Source organism: Stagnihabitans tardus, assembly GCF_009925085.1.
GTDB lineage: Bacteria > Pseudomonadota > Alphaproteobacteria > Rhodobacterales > Rhodobacteraceae > Stagnihabitans > Stagnihabitans tardus.
Map to the genome: position 1 here is coordinate 195,869 of NZ_JAABNR010000002.1, position 21,549 is coordinate 217,417.

12 protein-coding genes are annotated in these 21,549 nt (G+C 70.1%); 4 read left to right on the forward strand and 8 right to left on the reverse strand.

The features are described from left to right. Window position 1: 1 nt before the first annotated feature. The 4 genes from GV832_RS02710 to bglB are packed head-to-tail and all read left to right on the forward strand — an operon-like array spanning window position 2 to window position 6,648. The gene (locus GV832_RS02710) at window positions 2–1,009 is read left to right on the forward strand and encodes an ABC transporter ATP-binding protein (RefSeq protein WP_227754192.1); all 1,008 of its coding nucleotides are present in this window, start codon (window positions 2–4) and stop codon (window positions 1,007–1,009) included. Then, window positions 1,006–2,019, forward strand: coding sequence for an ABC transporter ATP-binding protein (locus tag GV832_RS02715; RefSeq protein WP_168773288.1), 1,014 nt, complete (start codon window positions 1,006–1,008; stop codon window positions 2,017–2,019). The genes GV832_RS02710 and GV832_RS02715 overlap by 4 nt, the downstream gene beginning before the upstream one ends. Further along, on the forward strand, window positions 2,016–5,579 hold the full coding sequence (locus tag GV832_RS22285; protein ID WP_265332497.1) for an HAD family hydrolase: 3,564 nt from the start codon (window positions 2,016–2,018) through the stop codon (window positions 5,577–5,579). The genes GV832_RS02715 and GV832_RS22285 overlap by 4 nt, the downstream gene beginning before the upstream one ends. Beyond that, window positions 5,569–6,648 carry a beta-galactosidase BglB gene (gene bglB / locus GV832_RS02730; RefSeq protein WP_168773289.1) on the forward strand — a complete coding sequence of 360 codons (1,080 nt, stop codon included), beginning with the start codon at window positions 5,569–5,571 and terminating at the stop codon, window positions 6,646–6,648. Before GV832_RS22285 ends, bglB begins: the two co-directional genes overlap by 11 nt. Before the next feature lie 9 nt (window positions 6,649–6,657). Here bglB and GV832_RS02735 read toward each other — a convergent pair whose 3' ends face one another. The 8 genes from GV832_RS02735 to GV832_RS02770 form a co-directional block, all read right to left on the reverse strand. Beyond that, window positions 6,658–9,507, reverse strand: coding sequence for a M10 family metallopeptidase C-terminal domain-containing protein (locus tag GV832_RS02735; RefSeq protein WP_168773290.1), 2,850 nt, complete (start codon window positions 9,505–9,507; stop codon window positions 6,658–6,660). A gap of 112 nt (window positions 9,508–9,619) precedes the next feature. Beyond that, a complete protein-coding gene (locus tag GV832_RS02740) occupies window positions 9,620–10,795 on the reverse strand; it encodes a glycosyltransferase family protein (protein ID WP_168773291.1) in 1,176 nt (391 codons plus the stop codon). 46 nt (window positions 10,796–10,841) lie between these two features. After that, the gene (locus tag GV832_RS02745) at window positions 10,842–14,120 is read right to left on the reverse strand and encodes an ATP-binding protein (RefSeq protein ID WP_168773292.1); all 3,279 of its coding nucleotides are present in this window, start codon (window positions 14,118–14,120) and stop codon (window positions 10,842–10,844) included. Further along, window positions 14,120–15,376: a metallophosphoesterase family protein gene (locus GV832_RS02750; protein WP_227754193.1), complete on the reverse strand. Its 1,257-nt coding sequence runs from the start codon at window positions 15,374–15,376 to the stop codon at window positions 14,120–14,122. Before GV832_RS02750 ends, GV832_RS02745 begins: the two co-directional genes overlap by 1 nt. A 212-nt stretch (window positions 15,377–15,588) precedes the next feature. After that, window positions 15,589–16,836 carry an NAD(P)/FAD-dependent oxidoreductase gene (locus GV832_RS02755; RefSeq protein WP_168773293.1) on the reverse strand — a complete coding sequence of 416 codons (1,248 nt, stop codon included), beginning with the start codon at window positions 16,834–16,836 and terminating at the stop codon, window positions 15,589–15,591. After that, the gene (gene amaB / locus GV832_RS02760) at window positions 16,829–18,295 is read right to left on the reverse strand and encodes an L-piperidine-6-carboxylate dehydrogenase (protein ID WP_168773294.1); all 1,467 of its coding nucleotides are present in this window, start codon (window positions 18,293–18,295) and stop codon (window positions 16,829–16,831) included. The genes GV832_RS02755 and amaB overlap by 8 nt, the downstream gene beginning before the upstream one ends. After that, window positions 18,292–19,302 (reverse strand): ACP S-malonyltransferase, encoded by a 1,011-nt coding sequence (locus tag GV832_RS02765; protein WP_168773295.1) that lies wholly within the window; start codon window positions 19,300–19,302, stop codon window positions 18,292–18,294. Before GV832_RS02765 ends, amaB begins: the two co-directional genes overlap by 4 nt. After that, window positions 19,299–21,527 carry a thiamine pyrophosphate-dependent enzyme gene (locus GV832_RS02770; RefSeq protein WP_168773467.1) on the reverse strand — a complete coding sequence of 743 codons (2,229 nt, stop codon included), beginning with the start codon at window positions 21,525–21,527 and terminating at the stop codon, window positions 19,299–19,301. The genes GV832_RS02765 and GV832_RS02770 overlap by 4 nt, the downstream gene beginning before the upstream one ends. Window positions 21,528–21,549 lie beyond the last annotated feature (22 nt).

Genomic DNA, 21,549 nt, shown 5'->3' on the forward strand with positions numbered 1-21,549 from the left:
CATGACCAATTTCCCGCCCGAACGCCTCCTCGACCTCCGCGACCTCGCGGTCACCTTCGCCACGGCCGAAGGCCCGGTCCGCGCCGTTCAGGGCGTCTCGTATCACGTCAACCGGGGAGAGGTCCTTGGCGTCGTGGGCGAGAGCGGCTCCGGCAAATCCGTCACCGTCCGCGCCATCATGCGGCTTTTGGCGCGTAACGCCACCGACACGGGCACGATCCGCTTCGCCCCGGATGGCGAGCCCCTGACCCTCTCCGGCCAACCCCGCGACAGCAAGCTCATGCGCAGCCTCCGGGGCAACCGCATCGGCATGATCTTCCAAGAGCCGATGACCGCGCTTTCCCCCGTCCATTCCATCGGCACCCAGATCGCCCGGACGGTCCTCCTTCACCGCGGCGGCAGCAAATCCGCCGCCCGCGACCGCGCCGCCGAGCTTCTGGCCCGGGTGCAACTCCCGAACCCCGGCGAGATGCTGGACCGCTACCCCCACCAGCTCTCCGGCGGCATGCGCCAACGCGCGATGATCGCCCTGGCGCTGGCCTGCGACCCCGCGCTCCTGATCGCCGACGAGCCCACGACGGCCTTGGATGTGACGACCGAGGCGCAGATCCTCGACCTCCTGCGCGGCCTGCAAAAGGACCTCGGCATGGCCATCGTCTTCATCACCCATAACTTCGGCGTGGTGGCCGACATCGCCGACCGCGTCGCCGTCATGTACCTGGGCCAGGTGGTCGAGACCGGATCGGTCGACGACATCTTCTACGCCCCCGGCCACCCCTATACAAAGGCGCTTCTGGGCTCGATCCCCCGCCTCGGCGCGGCCAAACGCCACCGCCTCCAGACCATCCAGGGCATGGTCCCCGACCCCTATCACATCCCCAAGGGCTGCCCCTTCCACACCCGCTGCGACCACGTCCGCCCCGGGCTTTGCGACGTGACCGCGCCCCCCGTCTTCTCCCCCCGCCCCGGACAAGAGGTCCGCTGCCATCTGACCGGAGGTGCGGCATGACCCCCGAAACGCTCTTGGAGGTCCGCAACCTCACCAAGCATTTCCCGCTGAAATCCCCCGGCTGGGGCAAACCCGCGCCTCTGTTGCGCGCGGTCGAGGATGTGTCCTTCTCCATCAACAAGGGCGACACCTTTGGCCTGGTGGGCGAAAGCGGCTCGGGCAAATCGACCGTGGCCCGGCTGATCCTGCGCGCCTATGAGCTGACCTCGGGCACGGTGAACTTCCGTCGCGCCGATGGGTCGGTCACCGATATCTCCAGGCTCGACGACCGCGCCCTGCGGCCGATCCGGGCCGAGATGCAGATGATCTTCCAGGACCCCTATTCGTCCTTGAACCCCCGCATGACCCTGCGGGACCTGATCGGAGAGCCCATGCTGGTCCATGGCCACCGCAAGGCCGAGATCGACGACCGCGTCGCCGAGCTCCTGGGCCTCGTGGGCCTCCGCCCCGAATTCGCCGGCCGCTACCCCCATGCCTTCTCCGGCGGCCAAAGGCAGCGCATCGGCATCGCCCGGGCCCTGGCGCTGAACCCCTCCTTCATCGCGGCGGATGAGGCGGTCTCGGCGCTGGATGTCTCGGTGGCTGCGCAAAACATCAACCTCTTGCAAGACCTGCAAGAGCGCTTCGGCATCACTTACCTGTTCATCACCCATGACCTCGGCATGGTCGAGCATATCTCGAACAAGCTGGCCGTGATGTATCTCGGCCGCATCGTCGAGATGGGCGACACCGCCACCCTCCTCTCCCGCCCCCGCCACCCCTATACCGAGGCCCTGCTGCGCGCCGTCCCCCAGCCCGACCCGCGTGGCCGCGCCGCCCGCCGCCGCCCGCCGCTCGCCGGAGAGGTCCCCTCCGCCGTCACCCCGCCCTCGGGCTGCGCCTTCCACCCGCGCTGCCCCTATGCGACGCCCGACTGCGCGCGGGTCCTGCCCGAACTCCGCCTCTTGGGCGGCGTCCAGGTCCGCTGCCACCGCGCCGAGGATCTGGCGCTGGAGGGCGTCCACGGATGACCGAAGCCCTCGCCCGTCGCCACCTGCCCGCCCTGCTGCACGACCGCGCCGAGCCCTTCGCGCCCGTGGCCGTGGGCTGGACGATCCACCACGCGCCGGGCCCCTCGGCCTCCTCCCGCCATCCGATCACCCCCCAGGGCGATGCGGTGATCGAATATGCCATCTTCTATGACTGGGATATCGGCCATCTTTACGACCTGGAGCATATCTGGGTCCATCTGAAGGGCGATGAGATCATTGCCGTCGAGGCCTCCTTCCACGGAGAGCGCGTCGCCCATCCCCTCACCCCCCGCCTCTATGCCGAGCCCGGCAAGCACGCGCTCTGGTCCGATCCCGTGCAGATGAAGGCGCAAATGGGTGAGACCCTGGCGCGCCTCTGCGGCCCCGAGGCGGGCGTGGAGGGCGTCCACATGGGCAACCCCTTTGCGGAAAGCGGCGCCTATACCGCCAGCCCCCAGGCCCACCGCCTGGCGCGGCGCTACCTGCACGCCCGCGCCTTCCAGCCCAGTTACGACTTCGTGGAAACCCAGGTCCCCCTGATCCCCTGGGAGGCCCTGAAGACCCTGATCCCGCAGCGGACCCGCGCCCTGATCCGTGACCTCCCCGCCCTGGTGCCCCATCTCGAGGCCGTCTTCCTCGACTGCGGCGACACGCTGATCGACGAAGCCACCGAGGTCAAACGCCAAGGAACGGAGGTCGTCCTGACGGCCCAACCCATCCCCGGCGCCGTCGATGCCGTCCGCGCGCTCCATGCCGCGGGATATCCCCTGGCGCTTGTGGCCGATGGCCCGCGTGAGACTTTCGAGAACCTCCTGAAGCCCCTCGGCCTCTGGGACCTCTTCGACGCCCATATCATCTCCGAGGACATCGGCGCCCTGAAGCCCGACCCCGCCATGTTCCAGGCCGCCCTTGCGGCGATGGGCAACCCCGACCCCTCCCGCGTGGTCATGGTCGGCAACAACCTCTCCCGCGATATCCTTGGCGCCAACCGCGCAGGGATCGCCTCGGTTTTCATGGCCTGGTCCAAGGCCCGCAGCCACACCCCCGCGACGCCCGGGGAAACCCCCGCCCACACCATCGCCTCCCCCGAGGCGCTCCCCGGAAAGATCGCAGAGATCGAAGCCGCCCTCCCCCCCCGCTTCACCACTCGCCCCGGCGAGACACTGACCGCCTTCGCCCTTTCCGCCCTGGAAACCCGCTCCTTCCCCGGCCCGGTCACACGCGGAACCGATAACGTCGACTACCAATTCATCAACGGCTTCGTCGCGGTCGGAGACCTCCCCTGCCGCATCGCCACCCGCGCCGAGATCGCCACCCGCACGGTCCCCTTCCCCGGCGACTTCCCCATCACGGGCGTCAACCTGCCGGGCTTCAACCGCCGCCTCGACTTCTCGGGCTTCTGGCACCTGCCCCAGCGGCTCACCCGTCTCGCCCGCTGCCACCTGACACCCGCCGCCCCCGGAGCCCACCGCTTCCGGCTGGAGACCTGCGGCGGCGTCCATATCTGGGCCGATGGCGTGCTCATCACCGCCTTCGAACCCTATACCCGCAACAAAACCGCCCAGACCGAGATCACCCTGGACCTGCCCGCAAAGGGCATCGACCTTCTGATCCGCGCCGAGGAAATGGCCGAGCGCGACACGAATTTCTTCGTCGAACTGACGCTGCTTTCCCCCTCCGCCGTGGCCGCCACGATCCCGACCAAGGCCGACCCCTCGGCGCTTCCTGCCCTGATGGCGCTCGCCCGCGACATCCACCCGACCCAGACCGCCTTCGCCCCCGATGAGGACCTGACCCTCGCCGTCTCCGCCCCCGCGCCCGTCGCGGTTCAGGTCACGGCCCGCGTCCATCCCTCGGTCCACCTCTCGCACCTGCCGCCGATTTTCGAGACCAAAGTGACCCTCCCCGCAGGCGCCACGCAGGTCTCTTTGGGCCGGGGCCTGCCGGAGGGTTACCACCCCCTCTCCCTGACCTTCGCCCTTGGAGACCTCAAGGTCGACCGCCAGATCGGCTTCGCCCGCCTCGACCCCGCCTTCCCCCTGGCCGAGACCCTTCCCGCCCGCAAGACCCAGGCCCTGCGCCACCTTGCCCAGCACGGAGAGCCCCGCGCCGGCAAGCTCCTCGCCCGCGCGGCGCTGGGCCTGCCCTTCACGGAGGAAGACGCGGCCACGCTGGATGACACGCTCGACGCCATCGACACCCGCCGCGACTGCGCCGATTTCGTGCTGGTGCCGCTTTTGTGGCTGCTGACCGACCACCCCGACTTCCTGCCGCCTGCGCAGAAGGCGCGTGCCGAGGCCTCGGCGCTTGGCTTCCGCTATTGGATGACGGAACCTGGCAATGACACGATGTGGTTCTGGTCCGAGAACCATGTCCTCTGCTTCCATGTATCGGAATACCTCGCCGGGCGGCTTTATCCCGACCATGTCTTCCCGAACACTGGCCTGACCGGGGCGCAGCACCTGGAGCTCGCCCGCCAAAGGCTTTCCCGCTGGCTGGCCTCGGTCAGCGACCATGGCCTGGCCGAATGGAATTCCGCCGCCTATTACCCGATCGACTTCATCGGCCTCCTGGCCCTGGAGCATTTCGGCGAGGCGGCCATCGCGGACCCTTCCCGCGCCCTCCTCGACCGGCTCTTCACCATGATCGCCCTGCATGGGCTGAACGGAGTCGCTTCGGGCTCCATGGGTCGCGCCTATGACAAGGAGCTGCGCGCCGGGCCCTTGAACGAGCTGGCCCCCTTCCTGGCCGTCGCCACCGGGCAGGGCTGGATCGGCACCGGGGTCGCGGCCCTGCCGCAGTTCTGCGTCTCGGCCTATACACCGCCCGAGGGGCTGGCGGGCCTCGCTGCCCCCAAGACGCCCTTGCAGGCGCGCTATGTCCAGGGCTTCGGCACCGCCGCCAGGTTGGGCCTGTGGAAGTCGTCGCATGTTCAGCTCTCGGCGGCCATCGACGGCACGCCCGGTGCCCATGGCCACCAACAGCACCTCGTCGATGTGCAGTTCACGGCGCCCTTTGCCCGGCTTTGGGTCAACCACCCCGGAGAGGATGACCCCTGGGGCCACAACCGGCCCTCTTACTGGGCGGGCAATGGCGTCATGCCGCGCGTGGGCATGGCGGGGGACACGGTCCTGATGCTCTATGACCTCGGCCCGGACCCGCGCCTCCCTTTCACCCATGCCTATGCGCCGCTGTCAGAGTTCGACGAGGTCCGCCGAGGGCCCGACTGGCTGGTCCTGCGCCAAGGCGCGGCTTCGGTCCTCGTCAAGGCCACCGGGCCGATCCAGACCCTGACCCAGGGCCCCGGCGCGGGGCTTGAACACCGCGTCCAGGGCGCGCTCACCGGCTGGCTCATCAAGGCGGGCTTCACCGACCCTGACGCGGCCGAGGCCCATGCGCAAAGCCTGACCCTTGGCCTCGACGGCCAAACCCTCACCGCCGGCGCCCTGCGGCTGGACTGGCACCAGGGCCTCTCCCTGAACGGCCAGCCCATGCCCTTCCCGACCGCCTCTTCCGACCCCGTCATCACCCCGTATTCCGAGCCCCAAGATGCCCTTTGACCACGCCACCCTTCTGTCCCAGCTTGCCGCCACCGCCTCGGGCCTCGCGCGCTTGCGCGGCATCAACGAGACGGCGCCCCTGGCCGAGGGCGGGTTCAAGCTGCAATTCGACGAATGGGACTGGGAGATCGGGGTGGGGCTTTACGGCCTTTTGCGCCATGCCGAGGCGACAAAGGACCGCGCCCTGCTGGACGCCCTGGCCGAGTGGTATGACTGGCAGATCGGCCGGGGCCTGCCGCCGCGCCAGGTGAACTCGACCTCGCCCATGCTGCCCTTGGTCTTCCTTCTGTCCCATGTCCAACGCCCCGACTGGGAGGCCCTGGTGCAGGACTGGGCGGGCTGGCTCTGTGACGGCCTCGCCAAGACCGAGGACGGCGGCTTTCAGCATGTCGTCAAGGAACGGATGAACGACGGCGAGCTTTGGGACGACACGCTCTTCATGACCTGCCTCTTCCTGGCCGAGGCCGGGCGGCGCTTCGACCGGGCCGATTGGCGTGACGAGGCGCTGCACCAGTTCCTGATCCACGCCCGCTTCCTGGGCGATGCCAGGACCGGGCTCTGGTATCACGGCTGGACCTTCAACGGGCGGCACAACTTCGCCAATGCCTTCTGGGGGCGGGGGAATTCCTGGGTGACCATCGCCATCCCCGAGCTTTTCGCCATCTTGCCCGACATGGCCCCGCCGATCCGCCACCACCTGACCGCGATCTACCGCGCCCAGGCCACGCGGCTGCGTGGGCTGCAGGCGGCCTCGGGCTTCTTCCACACGCTTCTGGACGATCCCGCCTCGCCCATCGAGGCATCGGCCACGGCGGGCTTTGCCTATGGGCTGTCGCGGGGGATCACCCTGGGGCTTCTGCCGGACAGCTTTCGCCCCATGGTGACCCGCGCGGCCGAGGCGGTGCAGGGCTGCATCGGGGCGGATGGGTTGGTGGCCCATGTCTCGGACGGGACACCCATGGGCCATGACCTGGACTTCTACCGCCGCATCCCGAACATCCCCACGCCCTATGGCCAGGCGCTGGTCATGCTGATGCTGGTCGATCTCCTGGCCCATCCCGCAGGATAGGCCGGGAGGTCAGAAGATCACGAAGCTGTCGGGCAGGAGGCTGGCCAGCGTCACGCCCTCCACCCGCAGGACATCGGTCGCGGTGAAGTCGATGATGACGCGGCTGCCGGCCTGACGGGCGTGATCTGCCAGGAAATCGGCGAAGTCCGTCGCGCCGATGCTGTCCCACAGCGCGGTGGTCAGGCCGATCCGGTCTCCCGCTGCGAAGTCCAGCACCCGGTCGCTGCCCGAGCCGAGGTCAAAGGCAAAGACATCTTCCCCCGCGCCGCCGAGCAGCCGGTCATCGCCCGCGCTGCCGGACATCGTGTCATTCCCGTCGCCCCCGGACAGCAGGTTGTCCCCCGCGTCGCCGGTCAGCGCGTCGGCATGGGCCGAGCCTATGACCCTCTCGATCCCGCTCAGCACATCGCCTGCCGCATCGCCACCCGAGGTGGCGCCGCTCGCAAGGTTCACCTGCACCCCCGAGGTCGAGGCCGCGTAGGTGACCCGGTCGATCCCCGTGCCGCCGTCGATCACATCGGCCCCCGCGCCTCCGGCCAGCGCGTCATCCCCGGCACCGCCGCGCAGCGTATCGACGCCGCGCCCGCCCGCCAGCACATTGTTCGCGCCGTTGCCGGTGATGTCGTCATTGCCGCGCCCGCCGCGCGCGTCTTCGATGATCACGCCATGGGCAATCGTGAACCCGTCCTGCACGCCCTCGACATAAGAGACGACCCCGCCGCCCGTCGCCGAGTAATCCAGCGTCGCCTCTTGCAGCGAGATCACCACATCCGCCGTCCCGGCATAGACGATCTTGTCGCGCCCGCCCGCGTCCCAGATGGCCGAATAGCCGTCCGAGACATCGGTCAGCACATAGGTGTCATCGCCGGTATGGGTCGTGGTATTGGCGCCATAGACCGCCTGCAAGAGCGCGATATCCAGCGTCCCCAGGCTGGCCGTATTGCCCGAGACCAGGGTGGCGCCTCCGTTCGGACCGGTCTCCCAGCCGCGGTTATAGGACATGATCGTGTAAATGCCCTGGTTCAGGTCGAAAGCCCCGTAGGAGTCGAAATCGGCCGTCACCCCCTCCATGATGACCGACCCGCCGCCGGTGTCATGCGGATGGGCCATGCCCAAGCCATGGGCGATTTCGTGGATCAGGGCATAGAACCCGAAGGAGCCCGGTTCGAAGCCGCTGGTGGTGAAATTGTCCATGCCGAAATGGCCCCAGCCATCCAGCGTAGCCGTCTCGGAGCCCGCTGTCAGCGTGCCGCCGCCCGTGGCCCAATAGGCCGCAGAGCCGTCGAAGGAATCCGGCGCGGCCAGCATGGCGAAATCGGCATCGGCCAAAGAGGTGACGAAGGTAAAGGTCAGATCGGCGACCGAGGCGAAGAAGCCGAAGACCGCCTCGATCAGGGCGACTTGTCCGGCGCTCCAGCCGACCGAGGTATAAGGCGCCGACACATCGGCGAAGAAGGCCAGGTCCTCGGTCACCGTGACGCCGCCCGGCGCGAGATAGACCTTGATGTCGGAGGGCGCGGTGAAGTCCCAGCGGATCGCCTCCAGCGGGCTGGGCACGCGGACGCCGATGTCCAGGTCCACGGTGGCCGAGGCCCCTGCGGGCTGGCTGCTGTCCACTGGCGTCACGGTCAGGTCGAAGTCGAAGGGCGACCCGGTGTCCAGCACGGTCCCGGCCTTCAGGAACAGCACCCCATCGGCCACGAAGAACTTGTCGGCATCCGCCCCGCCAAGAAGGAAGCTGACCGTCCCGGTCGAGCCATCGGGGTCCAGCGCGCCCAAGGTGCCCAGCCGCACATCCGTTGTCGTGTCGGTGAAATTCGTCAGCTTGAAGGCCTGGTTCAACCCCGGGCCCGACACCATCTCGGGCGCCTCGTCCAGGTCCCGGACCTGCAGGTTCAGGATGTCGAAGCCGGTGTTTCCGGCTGCATCTTGATAGACCACGCGCAGGGCATAGCTGCTGAAGGATTCGAAATCCAGCGCCACCAGGGAGCGCAGCATGCCGCTTGAGGTGATTTCAAAGGCGGCGCGGTCGCCGGTGAGGGTGGTGGGGAAGATCTGCCCCTCGCTGAAGCCCAGGATCTCGATGCTGGTGATGACCGGCACCTCGTGGCCCGCGCCGCGGATCGTCACCTGGCCGATGTCGCTGCCTGCGGGCAGGTCCTCGGACAGGTGCTTGGCGATGGACAGGACGCGGCCATCCACGGCGAGGCCCGTGACCACGTTGTCGCGCGCCTCGGACAGGGAATAGTCGCCATCGGCAAAGCGGAACTGCACCCCGCTGGGGGTCACGATCAGGTCTTCGCCATCGGGGCTGCCGTCGCGCAGGTCGCGCAGGGTGATCGTCGTGTCCGTCGCTCCGCCGCTGCCATAGCCGCCGTAGCCATCGTTGCCCTCGGTCACGACGATCTCGTAATCGTCGCGCGTGCCGCTCAGGATGATGACATCCGAGCTGCCCGCCTCGATCGTGTCATTCCCCGCGCCGGGCAGGATGAAATCGCTGCCGGTGACCGAAAACAGCGCATCGTTGTCGGCCGAGCCCGAAACCAGGTCATGCGACGCCGAGGCCGAGACCGCGATGACCGCCGTCACGGTCGAGATATTGCCCGCGCCGTCATCGACCTGAAGCGTCAGGGTGACCGAGGGCTGATCCACATCCGACAGGACCCCGCTTTCGCTGCGCCGAAGCTGGTCGCCGTCCAGGAAGAACAGCCCGCCCGCGTCGTCCAGCAGGGTATAGCTCGCCCCCCCGGTCAGGAGGCCGACCAGGGCGCCCGACTGCGCGGCCTCGGCCAGGGTTGCGTTCACGGTGCTGCCATCGAGCGGCGAACCATCGAGCTGCACGGGAGGAAGGGCGATCATGAAAAGCTCCGGGGTCAAAAGGGCTGGCAGGGCAAGCCGGGCGAAGTCTAGGGGGCCGGACCCCAGACGGTCAACAGGTTTCACCGGAGCAAAGTTCAAGGGGCCGAAAGCCTTAGACGGCCAGCGCGGTGATGGCCGAGACCGTTTCGGCCACGGGATCGGTCATCCGGGCGCGAAAGCCCTGCGCCGCCTCGGCCGCGCGGGCCAGGGCCGCGCCCCGGGCCGTCTCGTCCAGGATCAGCCCGGCCAGGCCCTCGGCGGAAACCCCGGGCAGGGCGCCAAGGCCCGCACGGTCCAGCGCCCTTGCGGTCAGCTTCTGCTCGAAGCCATGGGGCAGGACGGCCAGGGGCAGGCCCAGCGCCAGGGCCGAGGAGACCGTCCCCATCCCGCCCGCGCACAGCACCAGGCTGTGGCCCTTGGCGATCCGGTCCCAGGTCAGCGCCTGCTGCATCAGCCGCACCCCCGCCCGCGCCAGCCTTTCGCCCCGCGTGGCATCCAGGCCCGGCATGACCGCCGTGACGGGCACGCGGCGGGCAAGGGCCTCGACCAGGGCCAGGTGATCGGCGCCGAGGTCGGCCGCAGGCAGATAGGCGAAGACCGCGGCCCCCGGGGTCTCGGGCCGGGTCGCGGTCAGGACCTCGGCGGGGATGCTGGGTGTGAGCAGCCTGTCCTGCCGCAGCGCCCCCGCCGGGTCCAGCTCGGCAAAGACCGCGGGCAGGGCGGCCTCGGCCTGGACCATCTGCGGCAGGTGATCCAGCAAGGGCCGCCCGACCCGCTCCAGGGCCCGGTTGACCAGCGTCAAGAGGGCGTCCTCGGCGACCAGCGGTTCGGTCTCGGCGCCGGGGAAGGGGGGGAAGCCGGGCAGATGGGTCGGGGGCACGGTAAAGCCCGTGCCCACGGCGACACGGGGCATCCGCCCCCGCGCCGCCAGCATCAGGGAGGGGGCGAAGTCCCCCACCACGACATCGGGCCGGATCGCGGACAAGAGCGACTCCCAGCCCAGCAAGAGCCCCTCGACCATGGCCGAGCCTTGCAGGCCAAGGTTGGCCAGCACATCGCCGAACCGCCGGGGCTCACCAAGGCCGCGCAGGGCGGCGTGGCGCAGAAGACCGCTCCAGACCGGTGCCGGCCACAGAACCGCGCCCCTGGGGAGGGGGCGCAATGCGCCAAGCTCTTGCAGGACGTAATGCACGCTGTGGCCCTGGGCGGTCAGCGCCTCTCCGAGCGCGCGCAGCCTGCGGACATGGCCCCAGTTGCCGCCCAATTCCCACGCCAGAACCACCCGCATGACCACCGCCTTTGCCGGGCCACTATCACCCGCCCGGCAGCCCGGTTCAAGACGTCAGGTCGGTGATGCGGACCTCGGGGCAGGTCTTGCGGGCGATGTCGCAAAGATGCGCGTGGTGGGTCAGGTAGATCACCTGGCCGGTGCACGACATATCGGCCAGGAGGCCAAAGGCCTCGGCCGAGCGGCCATCGTCGAAGGTCTCCATGATGTCATCGGCGATGAAGGGAACGGGGGGGCGGGCCTTGGCCATCTCGTGATAGCCCGCGATGCGGAGCGCGAGGTAAAGCTGGAACCGCGTGCCCTTGGACAGGTCGGCGGCCAGTTTCGCACCGCCCTGGGCGGGGATGGCCACCAGGACCTCGGAGGCGCCATCGGGCTGGGCGTCGAGCCCGCGATAGGCGCCCCGGCTCAGGCGCCGGAAGGCCTCGGAGGCGCGGGCCAGCATGGCGCTGCGGTGGCTTTCGCGATAGCGGCGCAGGCCGATGTCGAAGGCCGTCATGGCGAGTTTCAGGGCAAGGTGATCGCGCGCGGCCTCGGCCAGGTCGTGAAGCAGGTTGGCGCGGTCGAAGGCGATGCGGGCGGCGGCATCGTCGGTGCCCACGGCAGCCAGGGCGCGGCGCGCCTCGGTCAGGGCGGCGAAGGCGGTCTCGCTGTCGGCGCGGGCGAGGGCGAGGCGGGTCTCGGTCGCCTGGGACTCGGCGGCCAGGGTTGCGGCATCGCCGGGCGGGGCGTCCTGGGGCGGGATCTCGGCCAGGTCGGCGCGCAGGCGGCTGGCGTGCAGGCAGAGCTGCAGGTGGTCGGAGAGGGCGCCGGGCGGGGCCTGGAGCCTTGCGGCCAGGGCCTCGCGGCGGGCGACGAGGGCATCGTGGCGGGCCTGGGCCTGGCCCTGGGCGGCGCGCGCCTGGGTCAGGTCGGCAAGGGCCGTGGCATGGGCGCGCTCGGTCTCTTGCGCGCGGGAGAGGCGGTCGGGGAGGGTTTCCCAAGCGGTCTCGGGCAGGGAGAGGGCGGAAAGGACGGTGTGGGCGGCCTGGTGGAAGGCCGCCGAATTCGCCTCCATCTTGGCGATGCGGTCGGCGAGGTCCTGGGCCTCGGTCGCGCGGCGGGAGAGGTCGTCGAGCCCGTCGAGAAGGGCGGCGAGGCCCGGGTCGTCATGCGGGCGCAGCGCGAGGGGCGTGGAATGGGTCGCCTGGCGCCAGGCTTCTGCCCAGGTGGCTTGGGCGGCCTGGGCCTGGGCCAGCGCCTCGGCGCGGCGGGTGGCTTCGGTCTGGGCCAGGGCGCGCTGGCGGGCGCTTTCCTTCTGGCGGTCGGCGCGGTCGAGCCGGGCCAGGGCCTCGGCCCGCAGGCGGGGCAGGCCGAGGGTGGGGTCGAGCGAGAGGGCTTGGGCGAGGTCATTCGCGGCGGCCTTGAGGACAGCATCAGCCTGGGCCAGGGCGGTTTCGGCGCGGGATTGGGCGTCCTGGGCGGTGAGCGCGCGCTCACGGAGGGCAAGCCAGGGGCGGAGGTCCTGGAGCTTTGCTCCCGGCAGGCCCAGGGCCTGGGCTGCTTTGGCGATCTCGGTCAAGTGGGCCTGCCGGGCGGTTTCTGCCGACTGCAGGGCCTGCTCTGCAAGGGCCAACTCCTGCTCTGCCGACTGGGCCAGGGTCGCTGCGGAGAGGGCTCCGGCAAGGTCCAGGGTCAGGCGGTCGTCATGGCGCAGGGCCTCTTCGAAGGCCTGGGCGGTCTCTGGCGTCAGGGCGGCGCGGTGGGTGGCCCAGGCAGCCTCGCGGCGGGAGCGGGCCTCGGTCGCGGCCTGGAAGGAGGGGGCGTCGGTGGGGGCGCGGCGGGAGAGGGCGCGGTTGCGGGCGTGGGTGGCATCGGCAAGGGCGGTGCGGGTGGGGGTCTCGGCGGCTTCCCAGGCGGCGAGTTGCCAGGGGGCGGGGATTGGCGCGGTCAGATCGCCCGACCAGGGATCGAGGGCGCGAAGTGCGGTGGTGGCCTCGGCCTGGCGGTCGGCCAGGGCCTGGGCGGCGCGGGTGGCTTGGGCCTCGGGGTCCTTGGTGCGGAGGTCGGCCATGAGGTGGGCGAGGCTTTGCAGGTCGGCCTCCGACGCCTCGGGCGGGGGGAGGTCTGCGAGGCGCTGGGCGGCGGCCTGGGCCTCGGTTTCGGCTTGCGCCAAGGCCAGGGCGCCGAGGTCGCGGCGGGTCAGGAGGGCGCGGAGGCGGGCGAGGTGATCTTGCGGCAGGGTTTGGGAGATTGGGTCTCCGGTCAGGCCCAGCGAGTGCATCTGGCGGGCGAGGTCGGCCTGGGCCTGGGCCCAAGCATCGCGGCGGCGGGGCAGGTCGCTGAGGGCTGCCAGGTGAAGGGCGTAAAGGCCCGAGGCGGCGGCGATGGGCGCGGAGAGGGGCAGGATCGCGGGGTCGCGGGGCAGGGCGGCGAGGCGCGCCTCGGTCGTGGCGATGGTCTCGGCGCGGGCGGTCATCTGGCCCGAGACCTCGCGCAGGGCCTGGTCCAGCGCGGTCAGTTCGTCGGCCTCGGCCTGGGTGGCTTGGGGCAGGTGGGAGAGGGGCTCCAGCTCGGACAAAAGCCGGGCGCGGCGTTCCATCTGCGGGATCAGGGCGAGGCCCCGGCGCAGGCGGTCGAGGTCGGAGGAAAGCGCGGCCTCGGTGGCCCGCGCCGCCTCCCAGGTCTTTTCCGCCGTGGCCGCATCGCGCTGCAGCTTTTGCGCGGCGCTGGCGGTGACGTCGAGCTCGCGCCGCATCCGGTCGAGGTCGGAGAGCCTGTCGCGGGCGGTCTTCAAGACCGAGGCCCGCGCGCGGGGCTTGTGGAAGGCGTCAAGCTCGCGGCGCATCGCGTCGAGCTGGGGGGAGAGCGCGGCAAGCCCGGCGCTGGCGGAAAACAGCATCTCGCCCAGGTCGCCGCGCGACGACAGGATCGCCTCGCCGCCCTCTTCCAGGGTCTGGTCGTCCAACGAGAACATCGCCGCATAGCCTTCGCGCGACATGCCGCCCAGCGCCGCTTGCAGCGTCGCCTCGGGCAGGCCCTGGCCTTGGCGGTCTTGCAGGCTGGCCGTGGTTTTCTTGAGGCGCACCAGGTCCAGCGTGCCGCCCGCATGGGTCAGGCTGGCGCCGATCTGCATCGTCGGGCCGGGGTGCAGGAAGGTGTAACGGCTGTGCAGCGGGATGCCGTAGAGGAGGTCCAGCCAGGCGGAGAAAAGCGTCGACTTCCCCGCCTCGTTCGGGCCGAAGATCACGTGCAGGTCGGGGGCGCCGGGCGCGGGCGCGGCGAAGTCCAGCCGCTTGTCGGTGAAATGGCCATAGCGCGTCAGGTCCAGCCGGGTCAGGCGCATCAGGCCTCTCCGAGGCTGAGGCGGGGCAAGAGCCGGTCGATGCCGCCGCGCAAAAGGGTATCGCAGGCGGCCTTCAGGGCCTCTTCGTCCTGGCCGAGGAGGTCGCGGAGCTCGGGCGGCAGGTCTTGCAGGACATCGGCGGCGAGGCGGGTCAGGGTCTCCATCACCGCGGGGTCGGCGGGCAGGTCGGCGGTGACGATCTGCACCAGGTCGGCGGGCAGCGCCGAGGCGGCCTCTCCGGTCGTGCGGTTCTCGAGCTTGTCGATCCAGAGGCCGGGCAGGCCCTCGGCCAGCGTCAGGGCCTCTTGTTTCAGCCGGTCGAGGTCGCGGGCGATGCGGAAGGCCAGGGGCGTCGCCCCGGTGAGCGTGGCGCGCAGGACGAGGTGATCCTCGGTCCGGGGGGCGCCGTGCAGGGTCGCTTGCAGGCGGGCGAGGAGCTCGGTCCAGTCGGTGAGGCCGGTGAGGTCCAGGGTGACGCGGTCGAAGCGCAGGGGGGCCAGGAAGCGCTCCTCCAGCGTCAGCTTGCCGTCGAAATGCCCAAGGGTGACGCTGCGGGGCCCCGCTTCGCCCATGTCGCGGCCCTGGGGGATGCCGGGCATGACGACGGCCGCACGGCCGAGATGCTGGCTGCGGATGTGGATGTGACCTAGCGCCCAATAGTCATAGCCATGGGCATCGAGGTCAGCGACCGCGCAGGGGGCGTAGAGGTCATGGCCCTGGGCGCCGTTCAGCGAGGTATGCATCATCCCGATGTTGAAGGCCCCCGGCACCGGCGCGGGATAGCGCGGCAAGAGGCTCTCGGGCACGGCACCCTCGGCGAAGGAGAGGCCGTGGACGGCGATCATCTGCCCGCCCGCCTCGAAGCTCTGGGTCGCGGCCTTGGTGCCGAAGACATGGGTCAGGGGCGGCGGGTCAAGCTCTCGCGTCACCTTGGAGGCGGCGTCATGGTTGCCCCGGATGATGAAGCAGCGGATCCCCGCGTCGGACAGCCGTTGCAGTTCCTGTTTCAGGAAGCGCGGGGTCTTGGCGGAGGTCTGGCTGCCGTCCCAGAGATCTCCGGCGATGATCAGGGCATGGACCTGCTCGGAGAGGCAGAGGTCGATGATCCGGGTGAGCGTGGTGCGGGAGGCGGTGGCGACCTCGGCGGCGAGCGCGGGGTCGCGCAGGGCGAGCGAGACCAGGGGGCTGTCCAGGTGCAGGTCGGCGGTATGGAGGAAACGGAAGGTCAAATGCAGCGCCCCGGCGGTTGGGTGCATGGTGGCAGGGGTGGCGCCTTGGTGCAAGGGGGCGATCGGGCCCTGGGCCCTGTCGCCCGTGGGATCAGGGTTCGTCTCATCAACGGTAGGGGGTTCACCCCGCCGCCCCGACCGAGGTCTGCATGCAGCATGCCGCCCCCCGAGGCGCGCGCCCCGGGTGAGTCCCGAACCCGCCTCTATATGCGTAGGGTGCGCTTCAGCGCACCGCCCCCCTATCCCCGTGCCGAGACCGCGTGGATCAGTCCCGCCCCTGCCTCGACCCAAGCTGCCTTGGGCGCGGTCAGGGTCTCATGGTGGGCGGTCACGGGGGCCAGGGGCAGGCCACCCGCCTCGCCGGTCAGAAGCGCGGTCGCCGCCTCGGTGCCAAAGACCGTGCCGGGGCCGATGCCGCGACCGGAATAGCCGAAGCAGGCATAGGCCCCGGGTCCGAACTCCAGGATCTTCGGCACATGGTCGGAGGTCATCGCAATCCGCCCTCTCCAGGCGTGTTCGAAGGGCGCACCGGCGATCTGGGGGAAGACCCGCGCCAGCTTGCGCCGCGCCCAGGCGGCGTGCAGCGGGCCCAAGGGCCCTTCGGAATTGCCCATGGCGCCGAGGATCATCCGCCCCGCCTGGTCAACCCGGAAGGAGCTCATGACCAGGGCCGTGTCCCAGCAGCCCTCGCGCCCCGGCAGGATATCGGGGGCCCGAAGCGGCGCCGTGGCGAATTGGCAATAGCTGACGGCCACATATTGCGGGGCATAGGCTTGCAGCCCCAGGTGATAGGCGTTGGTGGCCACAAGCACGGCCTTGGCGCGGATGCGGTGGCCGTTGCAGGTCAGAAGCCACTCAGCCCCCTGACGGGTCAGCGCGGTGACCAGACTGGCCTCATGGCACATCGCGCCCGCCGCCATGGCCGCCCGCGCCAGACCCCGCGCATAGGCCAGGGGCTGGATCGTCCCGGCGCGGGGGTCGAAGAGCGCGCCGTGGAAGGCGCTGGAGCCCGTCCGCCGCGCGGTCTCGGCCTTGTCCAGGAGCTGGAGGGGCGCGCCGAAGGCGAGGCCCTGGCGGTGGCGGTCGGCCAGATCGGCGAAGCCCCTGGCGGAATGGGCCAGGTGCAGGGTGCCGTTGCGGGTGGCCTCACAGTCGATGCCATGCCGCGCGATCAGGTCGAAGACCCGCCCCGGCGCCGCCGCCAGGGCCGCGATCAGCCGCCGTCCCGGGCCCTCTCCCATCTGGGCGATGACCGTCTCGGGCGGCAACCAGAGCCCTGCATTGGCCAGCCCGACATTGCGCCCCGAGCCGCCATGGCCCGTGGTCTCGGCCTCCAAAAGGCAGACCTTTGCCCCCATCTCGGCCGCCCGCAGGGCCGCAGCCCCCCCGGTGAAGCCGCCGCCGATCACCGCCAGGTCCACCGTGGCATCCGAGGCCAGCGGCGGGGCGGAGAACCCCTCCGCCGTCGCCCGCCAGAGGTTAGACATCGAACCTGACCCCCTGCGCCAGGGGCAGCTTGGCCGAGTAATTCACCGTCGAGGTCTGGCGCCGCATATAGGCCTTCCAGGCGTCCGAGCCGCTTTCGCGCCCGCCCCCGGTCTCCTTCTCGCCGCCGAACGCCCCGCCGATCTCGGCGCCCGAGGGACCGATGTTGACATTGGCAATCCCGCAGTCGGAGCCCGAGGCGGAGAGGAAGGTCTCGGCCTCGCGCAGGTTCAGGGTGAAGATGCAGGAGGACAGGCCCTGCGGCACGTCGTTCTGCAAGGCGATGGCTTCGGCGAAGTCGTCATAGGTCAGGACATAGAGGATCGGCGCGAAGGTTTCTTCCCGCACCGTGTCGGTTTGCGAGGGCATCAGGGCCAGGGCGGGGGTGACATAGGCGCCGGGGCCCTCCAGCGCCATGCCGCCATGGACCACCCCGCCTTCGGCCCGGGCACGCTCCAGCTGCGCCAGCATCCGCGCGCGGGCGGCCTGGTCGATCAGCGGCCCGATCAGGGTGCCGGGCTTGCGGGGGTCTCCGATGGGCAAGGAGGCATAGGCCTTGACCAGCCGCGCCACCAGGTCCTCGCGGATCGACCTGTGGACGATCAGGCGGCGGAGCGAGGTGCAGCGCTGCCCCGCCGTCCCGACTGCGCCAAAGACAATCGCCCGAACCGCCATGTCCAGGTCCGCCGAGGGCGCCACGATCATCGCATTGTTGCCCCCCAGCTCCAGGATCGCCCGCCCCCAGCGCGCCGCAACCTTGGGGCCAACCCAGGCCCCCATCCGCGTCGACCCCGTGGCAGAGAGCACCGGCACGGCCTTGGAGGCCACCAGCGCCTCCCCCAGGGCAGGCCCGCCGATGACCAATTGCACCAGACCCTCGGGTGCCTCGCCGAACCGCGCCAGCGCGCGTTCAAAGACGCGCTGGGTTGCCAGGGCGGTCAGCGGGGTCTTCTCCGAGGGCTTCCAGATCACCGGATTGCCGCAGACCAGGGCCAAAGCCGCGTTCCAGGCCCAGACGGCCACGGGGAAGTTGAAGGCGGTGATGATCCCCACCGGGCCTACGGGCAACCAGGTCTCGGCCATGCGGTGGCCGGGGCGTTCGGAGGCAATCGTCAGCCCGTAAAGCTGACGGGAAAGCCCCACCGCGAAGTCGCAGATGTCGATCATCTCTTGCACCTCACCCAGGCCCTCCGAGGTGATCTTGCCGACCTCCAGCGTCACCAGGGCGCCGAGGTCCTCCTTGGCGGCCCGCAGTTCCTCGCCCAGAAGCCGGACCAGTTCCCCGCGACGGGGCGCGGGGACCTCGCGCCAGGCCAGGAAGGCCTGCGTCGCCCGGGCCAGCACCTCGGGCATCAGGGCCGGGTCGGTCTCGGGGGCGCGGGCGATCTCGGCCCCGTCGATGGGGGAGAAGACGGGCAGGGTGCCTTGGGTCTCGGCGTTGGACAGGAGGGGAGAGATCATGATTGGGCTCCGGCAAGGGGGCGCTGATCGGGCAGCGCCATGGAGAGGAGGGGGTTTGCCGCCTGGGCTTCGGCCTTGGACGACAGGCCGCGCCAGTTCGACAGGATGAGGGATTGCAACGTCGCCCCGCCCAGGGTGGTTCCCGGCCCGGTCAGGACGAAGACATCCGGCGCAAACTCGCGGGCGGCCGTGCGGATCGCGGCGGTGAAGTCGTAGGGCTCGGTGACCTGGGTCCCCAGGGTATAGGCGCGCAGTTGGGCGGGCGTTTGGGCGCCCGGCCACCAGGTCTGGCCGCGCCCGTCGATCAGTGGCAGCCTTGGGGTCTGGAACAGGCTTTCGGGCAGAAGGCTTTGCCCCTCGGCCGCGATGGGCGCCATCAGGGCGGTGTGAAAGGCCGCATGGTTGGCCAGCCGCATGGGGAAGCGGCCTTCGGGCGGGGTGGCGGTCTCGAAGGCCTTGAGCCCGGCATCATTGCCCGCCAGAACCAGGAAGCCGCCGAGGTCGATGGAGAGCGCCAGGGCGTGCCCCGGACGGCTGGCGATCTCGGTGACGCTGGAGAGGAGCCCGGCCTTGCGGGCGGGGTCGGGGCGCCAGTCCTCCCCCATATGGGGATGGATCAGCTGCCCGCCCGGCGCCTTGGTCATCAGGCGGCCCATGGTGTTGGCGATATGGAACCCGTCCTCGGGGGTCACCGCCCCCGCACAGGCCAGGGCCGTATACCAGCCCATCGAATTGCCGGTGACCGCGACGACATCCAGGTCAAGCGACAGGAAGTCGCCATAAGAGGCCGCAAAGATCAGCGCCGAGGCATTGTCTCCCCGCCCGTGCCGCGAAAGCTGAAAGCTGGCCGCCCCGTCCAGGTCGCGCAGGCTCTCTTGGCCGTCCCGCAGGGTGTCGAAGCGGGCCAGGAGCGCGGGGTCGGGGAAGTGGCGGGCGAGGTAGCCGAGTTCGGTCGCGTTATAGGTCCCACGCCCGGGGCAGATCACGACGGCGGTCTTGCGGGTCATTTGTCCCCTCCGGTCAGGGGCCCGGCAGAGGAGGCGGGGAGTGGCGTTGCGGTGCCTGCTCCGGTCAGGGCCAGCACCGCCGCGACCACGCCCGCCTTTGACGGCATCGTGGCGGCATAGGCCGGGCCCGTGGCGATGAAACTGTCCTCGGCGGTCAGGCGGGACAGTTTCGCGTCGGTCGTCTCGTGGAAATGCGCCATCAGGGCCTCGGCGATGCCACCCGAATGGCGCGTCTCGTCCAGGACCAGGATATGGGAGCAGCCCGCGACGGCCTCGGTCAAAGCCTCCTTGGGCAGGGGGGAGAGCCAGCGCGTGTCGACGATCCGCAGCGCCACCCCCGCCGCCTCCAGCTCCGCCTGCGCCTGGGTTGCCAGGTAGACCCCGTTGCCGAAGGTGACGATGGCGCAGTCGCCGGAGCCCGAGGTTCCGACCTGGCCCAGGGGGATCAGTCGGGAGGGCTCGGGGTAGGTCCGCATCCACAGCCCATCCTTCTCGGCATGCAGGTCGCGCATCGGATAGAGCGCGATGGGCTCGACGAAGGCCACCACGCGGTTCTCCTCCCGCGCCAGCCGCACGCATTCGCGCAGCATCATCGCGGCATCGGCGCCGTTCGAGGGCACCGCCAGCACCACCCCCGGGATATCGCGCAGGACGGCCAGGGAGTTGTCATTGTGGAAATGCCCGCCGAAGCCCTTTTGATAGCCCAGGCCCGCGATGCGCAGCACCATCGGGTTGGTGAACTGGCCGTTGGAGAAGAAGGGCAGGGTCGCGGCCTCTCCCCGGATCTGGTCCTCGGCATTGTGGAGATAGGCGAGGAACTGGATCTCGGGCATCGGCACAAAGCCGTTCTGCGCCATGCCGATGGCGAGGCCGAGGATCGACTGCTCATCCAGAAGCGTGTCGATCATCCGGTCCGGCCCGAACCGCGCCTGGAGCTTTTGCGTGACCCCATAGACTCCACCCTTGCGACCGACATCTTCGCCCATCATCACCAGCTCGGGATGGGAGGCCATGAGGTCGGTCAGCGCCCAGTTGATCAGCCGCGACATGGGCTGCGGCTCGGCCATCTGCTTCAGGTCCGGCCCAAAGACCGCTGCCCGGTCGGGGCCGTTCGAAGGCCGGTTCTCGCGCCTTGGCGGGATGATCGAGGCCATGACTCCGGCGGCATCCTTCAGGCGGGGCCGCGTCACGGCCTCGGCCGCCACGCGGGCCACGCGGGCCGTGGTCTGGTCGTAAATCTCCAGCGCCTCTGCGGGGGCCATGACCCCGGCTTCATGCAGCAGGCGGACGGAGTGCAGCAGGGGATCTTGCGCCTCCTCGGCCTCGACCTCTTCGCGGGAGAGGTAGGTCGTGGGTAAATCGGCGCCGGCATGGCCGTAGAGGCGTATGGTGCGCAGATGCAGGAAGGCGGGCTTGCGGCGGGAGCGGATGTAATCGGCGGCCTCGGAGGCCACGCGGTAGGTGTCGTAGATGTCCAGCCCGTCGGCCTTGAAATACTTCAGCCCGGGGCGGGCGCGGAAACCGGCTTCGATCCAGCCCTTGGGGGTCTTGGTGGAGATGCCGATGCCATTGTCCTCGCAGACGAACATCAGGGGCAGGGGGACGGATTGATACGCGGTCCATCCGGCGGTGTTGAACGCCCCCTGCGCGGTGGAGTGGTTGGCGGAGGCATCGCCAAAGCTGCACATGACCACCGCGTCATCCGCCATCAGCGCATGTTCCGGGCGGTGGCGCTTGGCCGCGCCCACGGAATAGGCGGCGCCGACCGCCTTGGGCAGATGGCTCGCGATGGTCGAGGTCTGGGGCGGGATCATCAGCGCCCGGCTTCCCAGGACCTTGTGGCGGCCCCCGGAAATCGGGTCGTCGGAGGAACTGGCGAAAGAAAGCAGCATGTCCCAGGCGGGGTTCTGCCCCGGAACCTGACCCGCCCGCGCGATCTGAAAGGCCGCGTCGCGATAGTGCAGAAAGGCCATGTCACCCGCGCGCAGGGCAAGGGCCACGGCGGCCATGGCCTCATGCCCCGAAGAGCCGATCGTGTAAAACCCCTGACCCGCCCGGCTCATCGCGCGGCTTTGCCGGTCCAGCGCCCGCGTCAGGCATCCGGCGCGGAAGGCCTGGACCGCAAGCTCGGGGCCAAGCGGCCCGGCAGGCGCACGGCCCGCAGGCAACTCGCCCGCAGCCACCCGGGCGCGGAAATTCTCATGCACGATCTCAGCGCGGTCCATTGCCATCCCATTCTGTCGCATG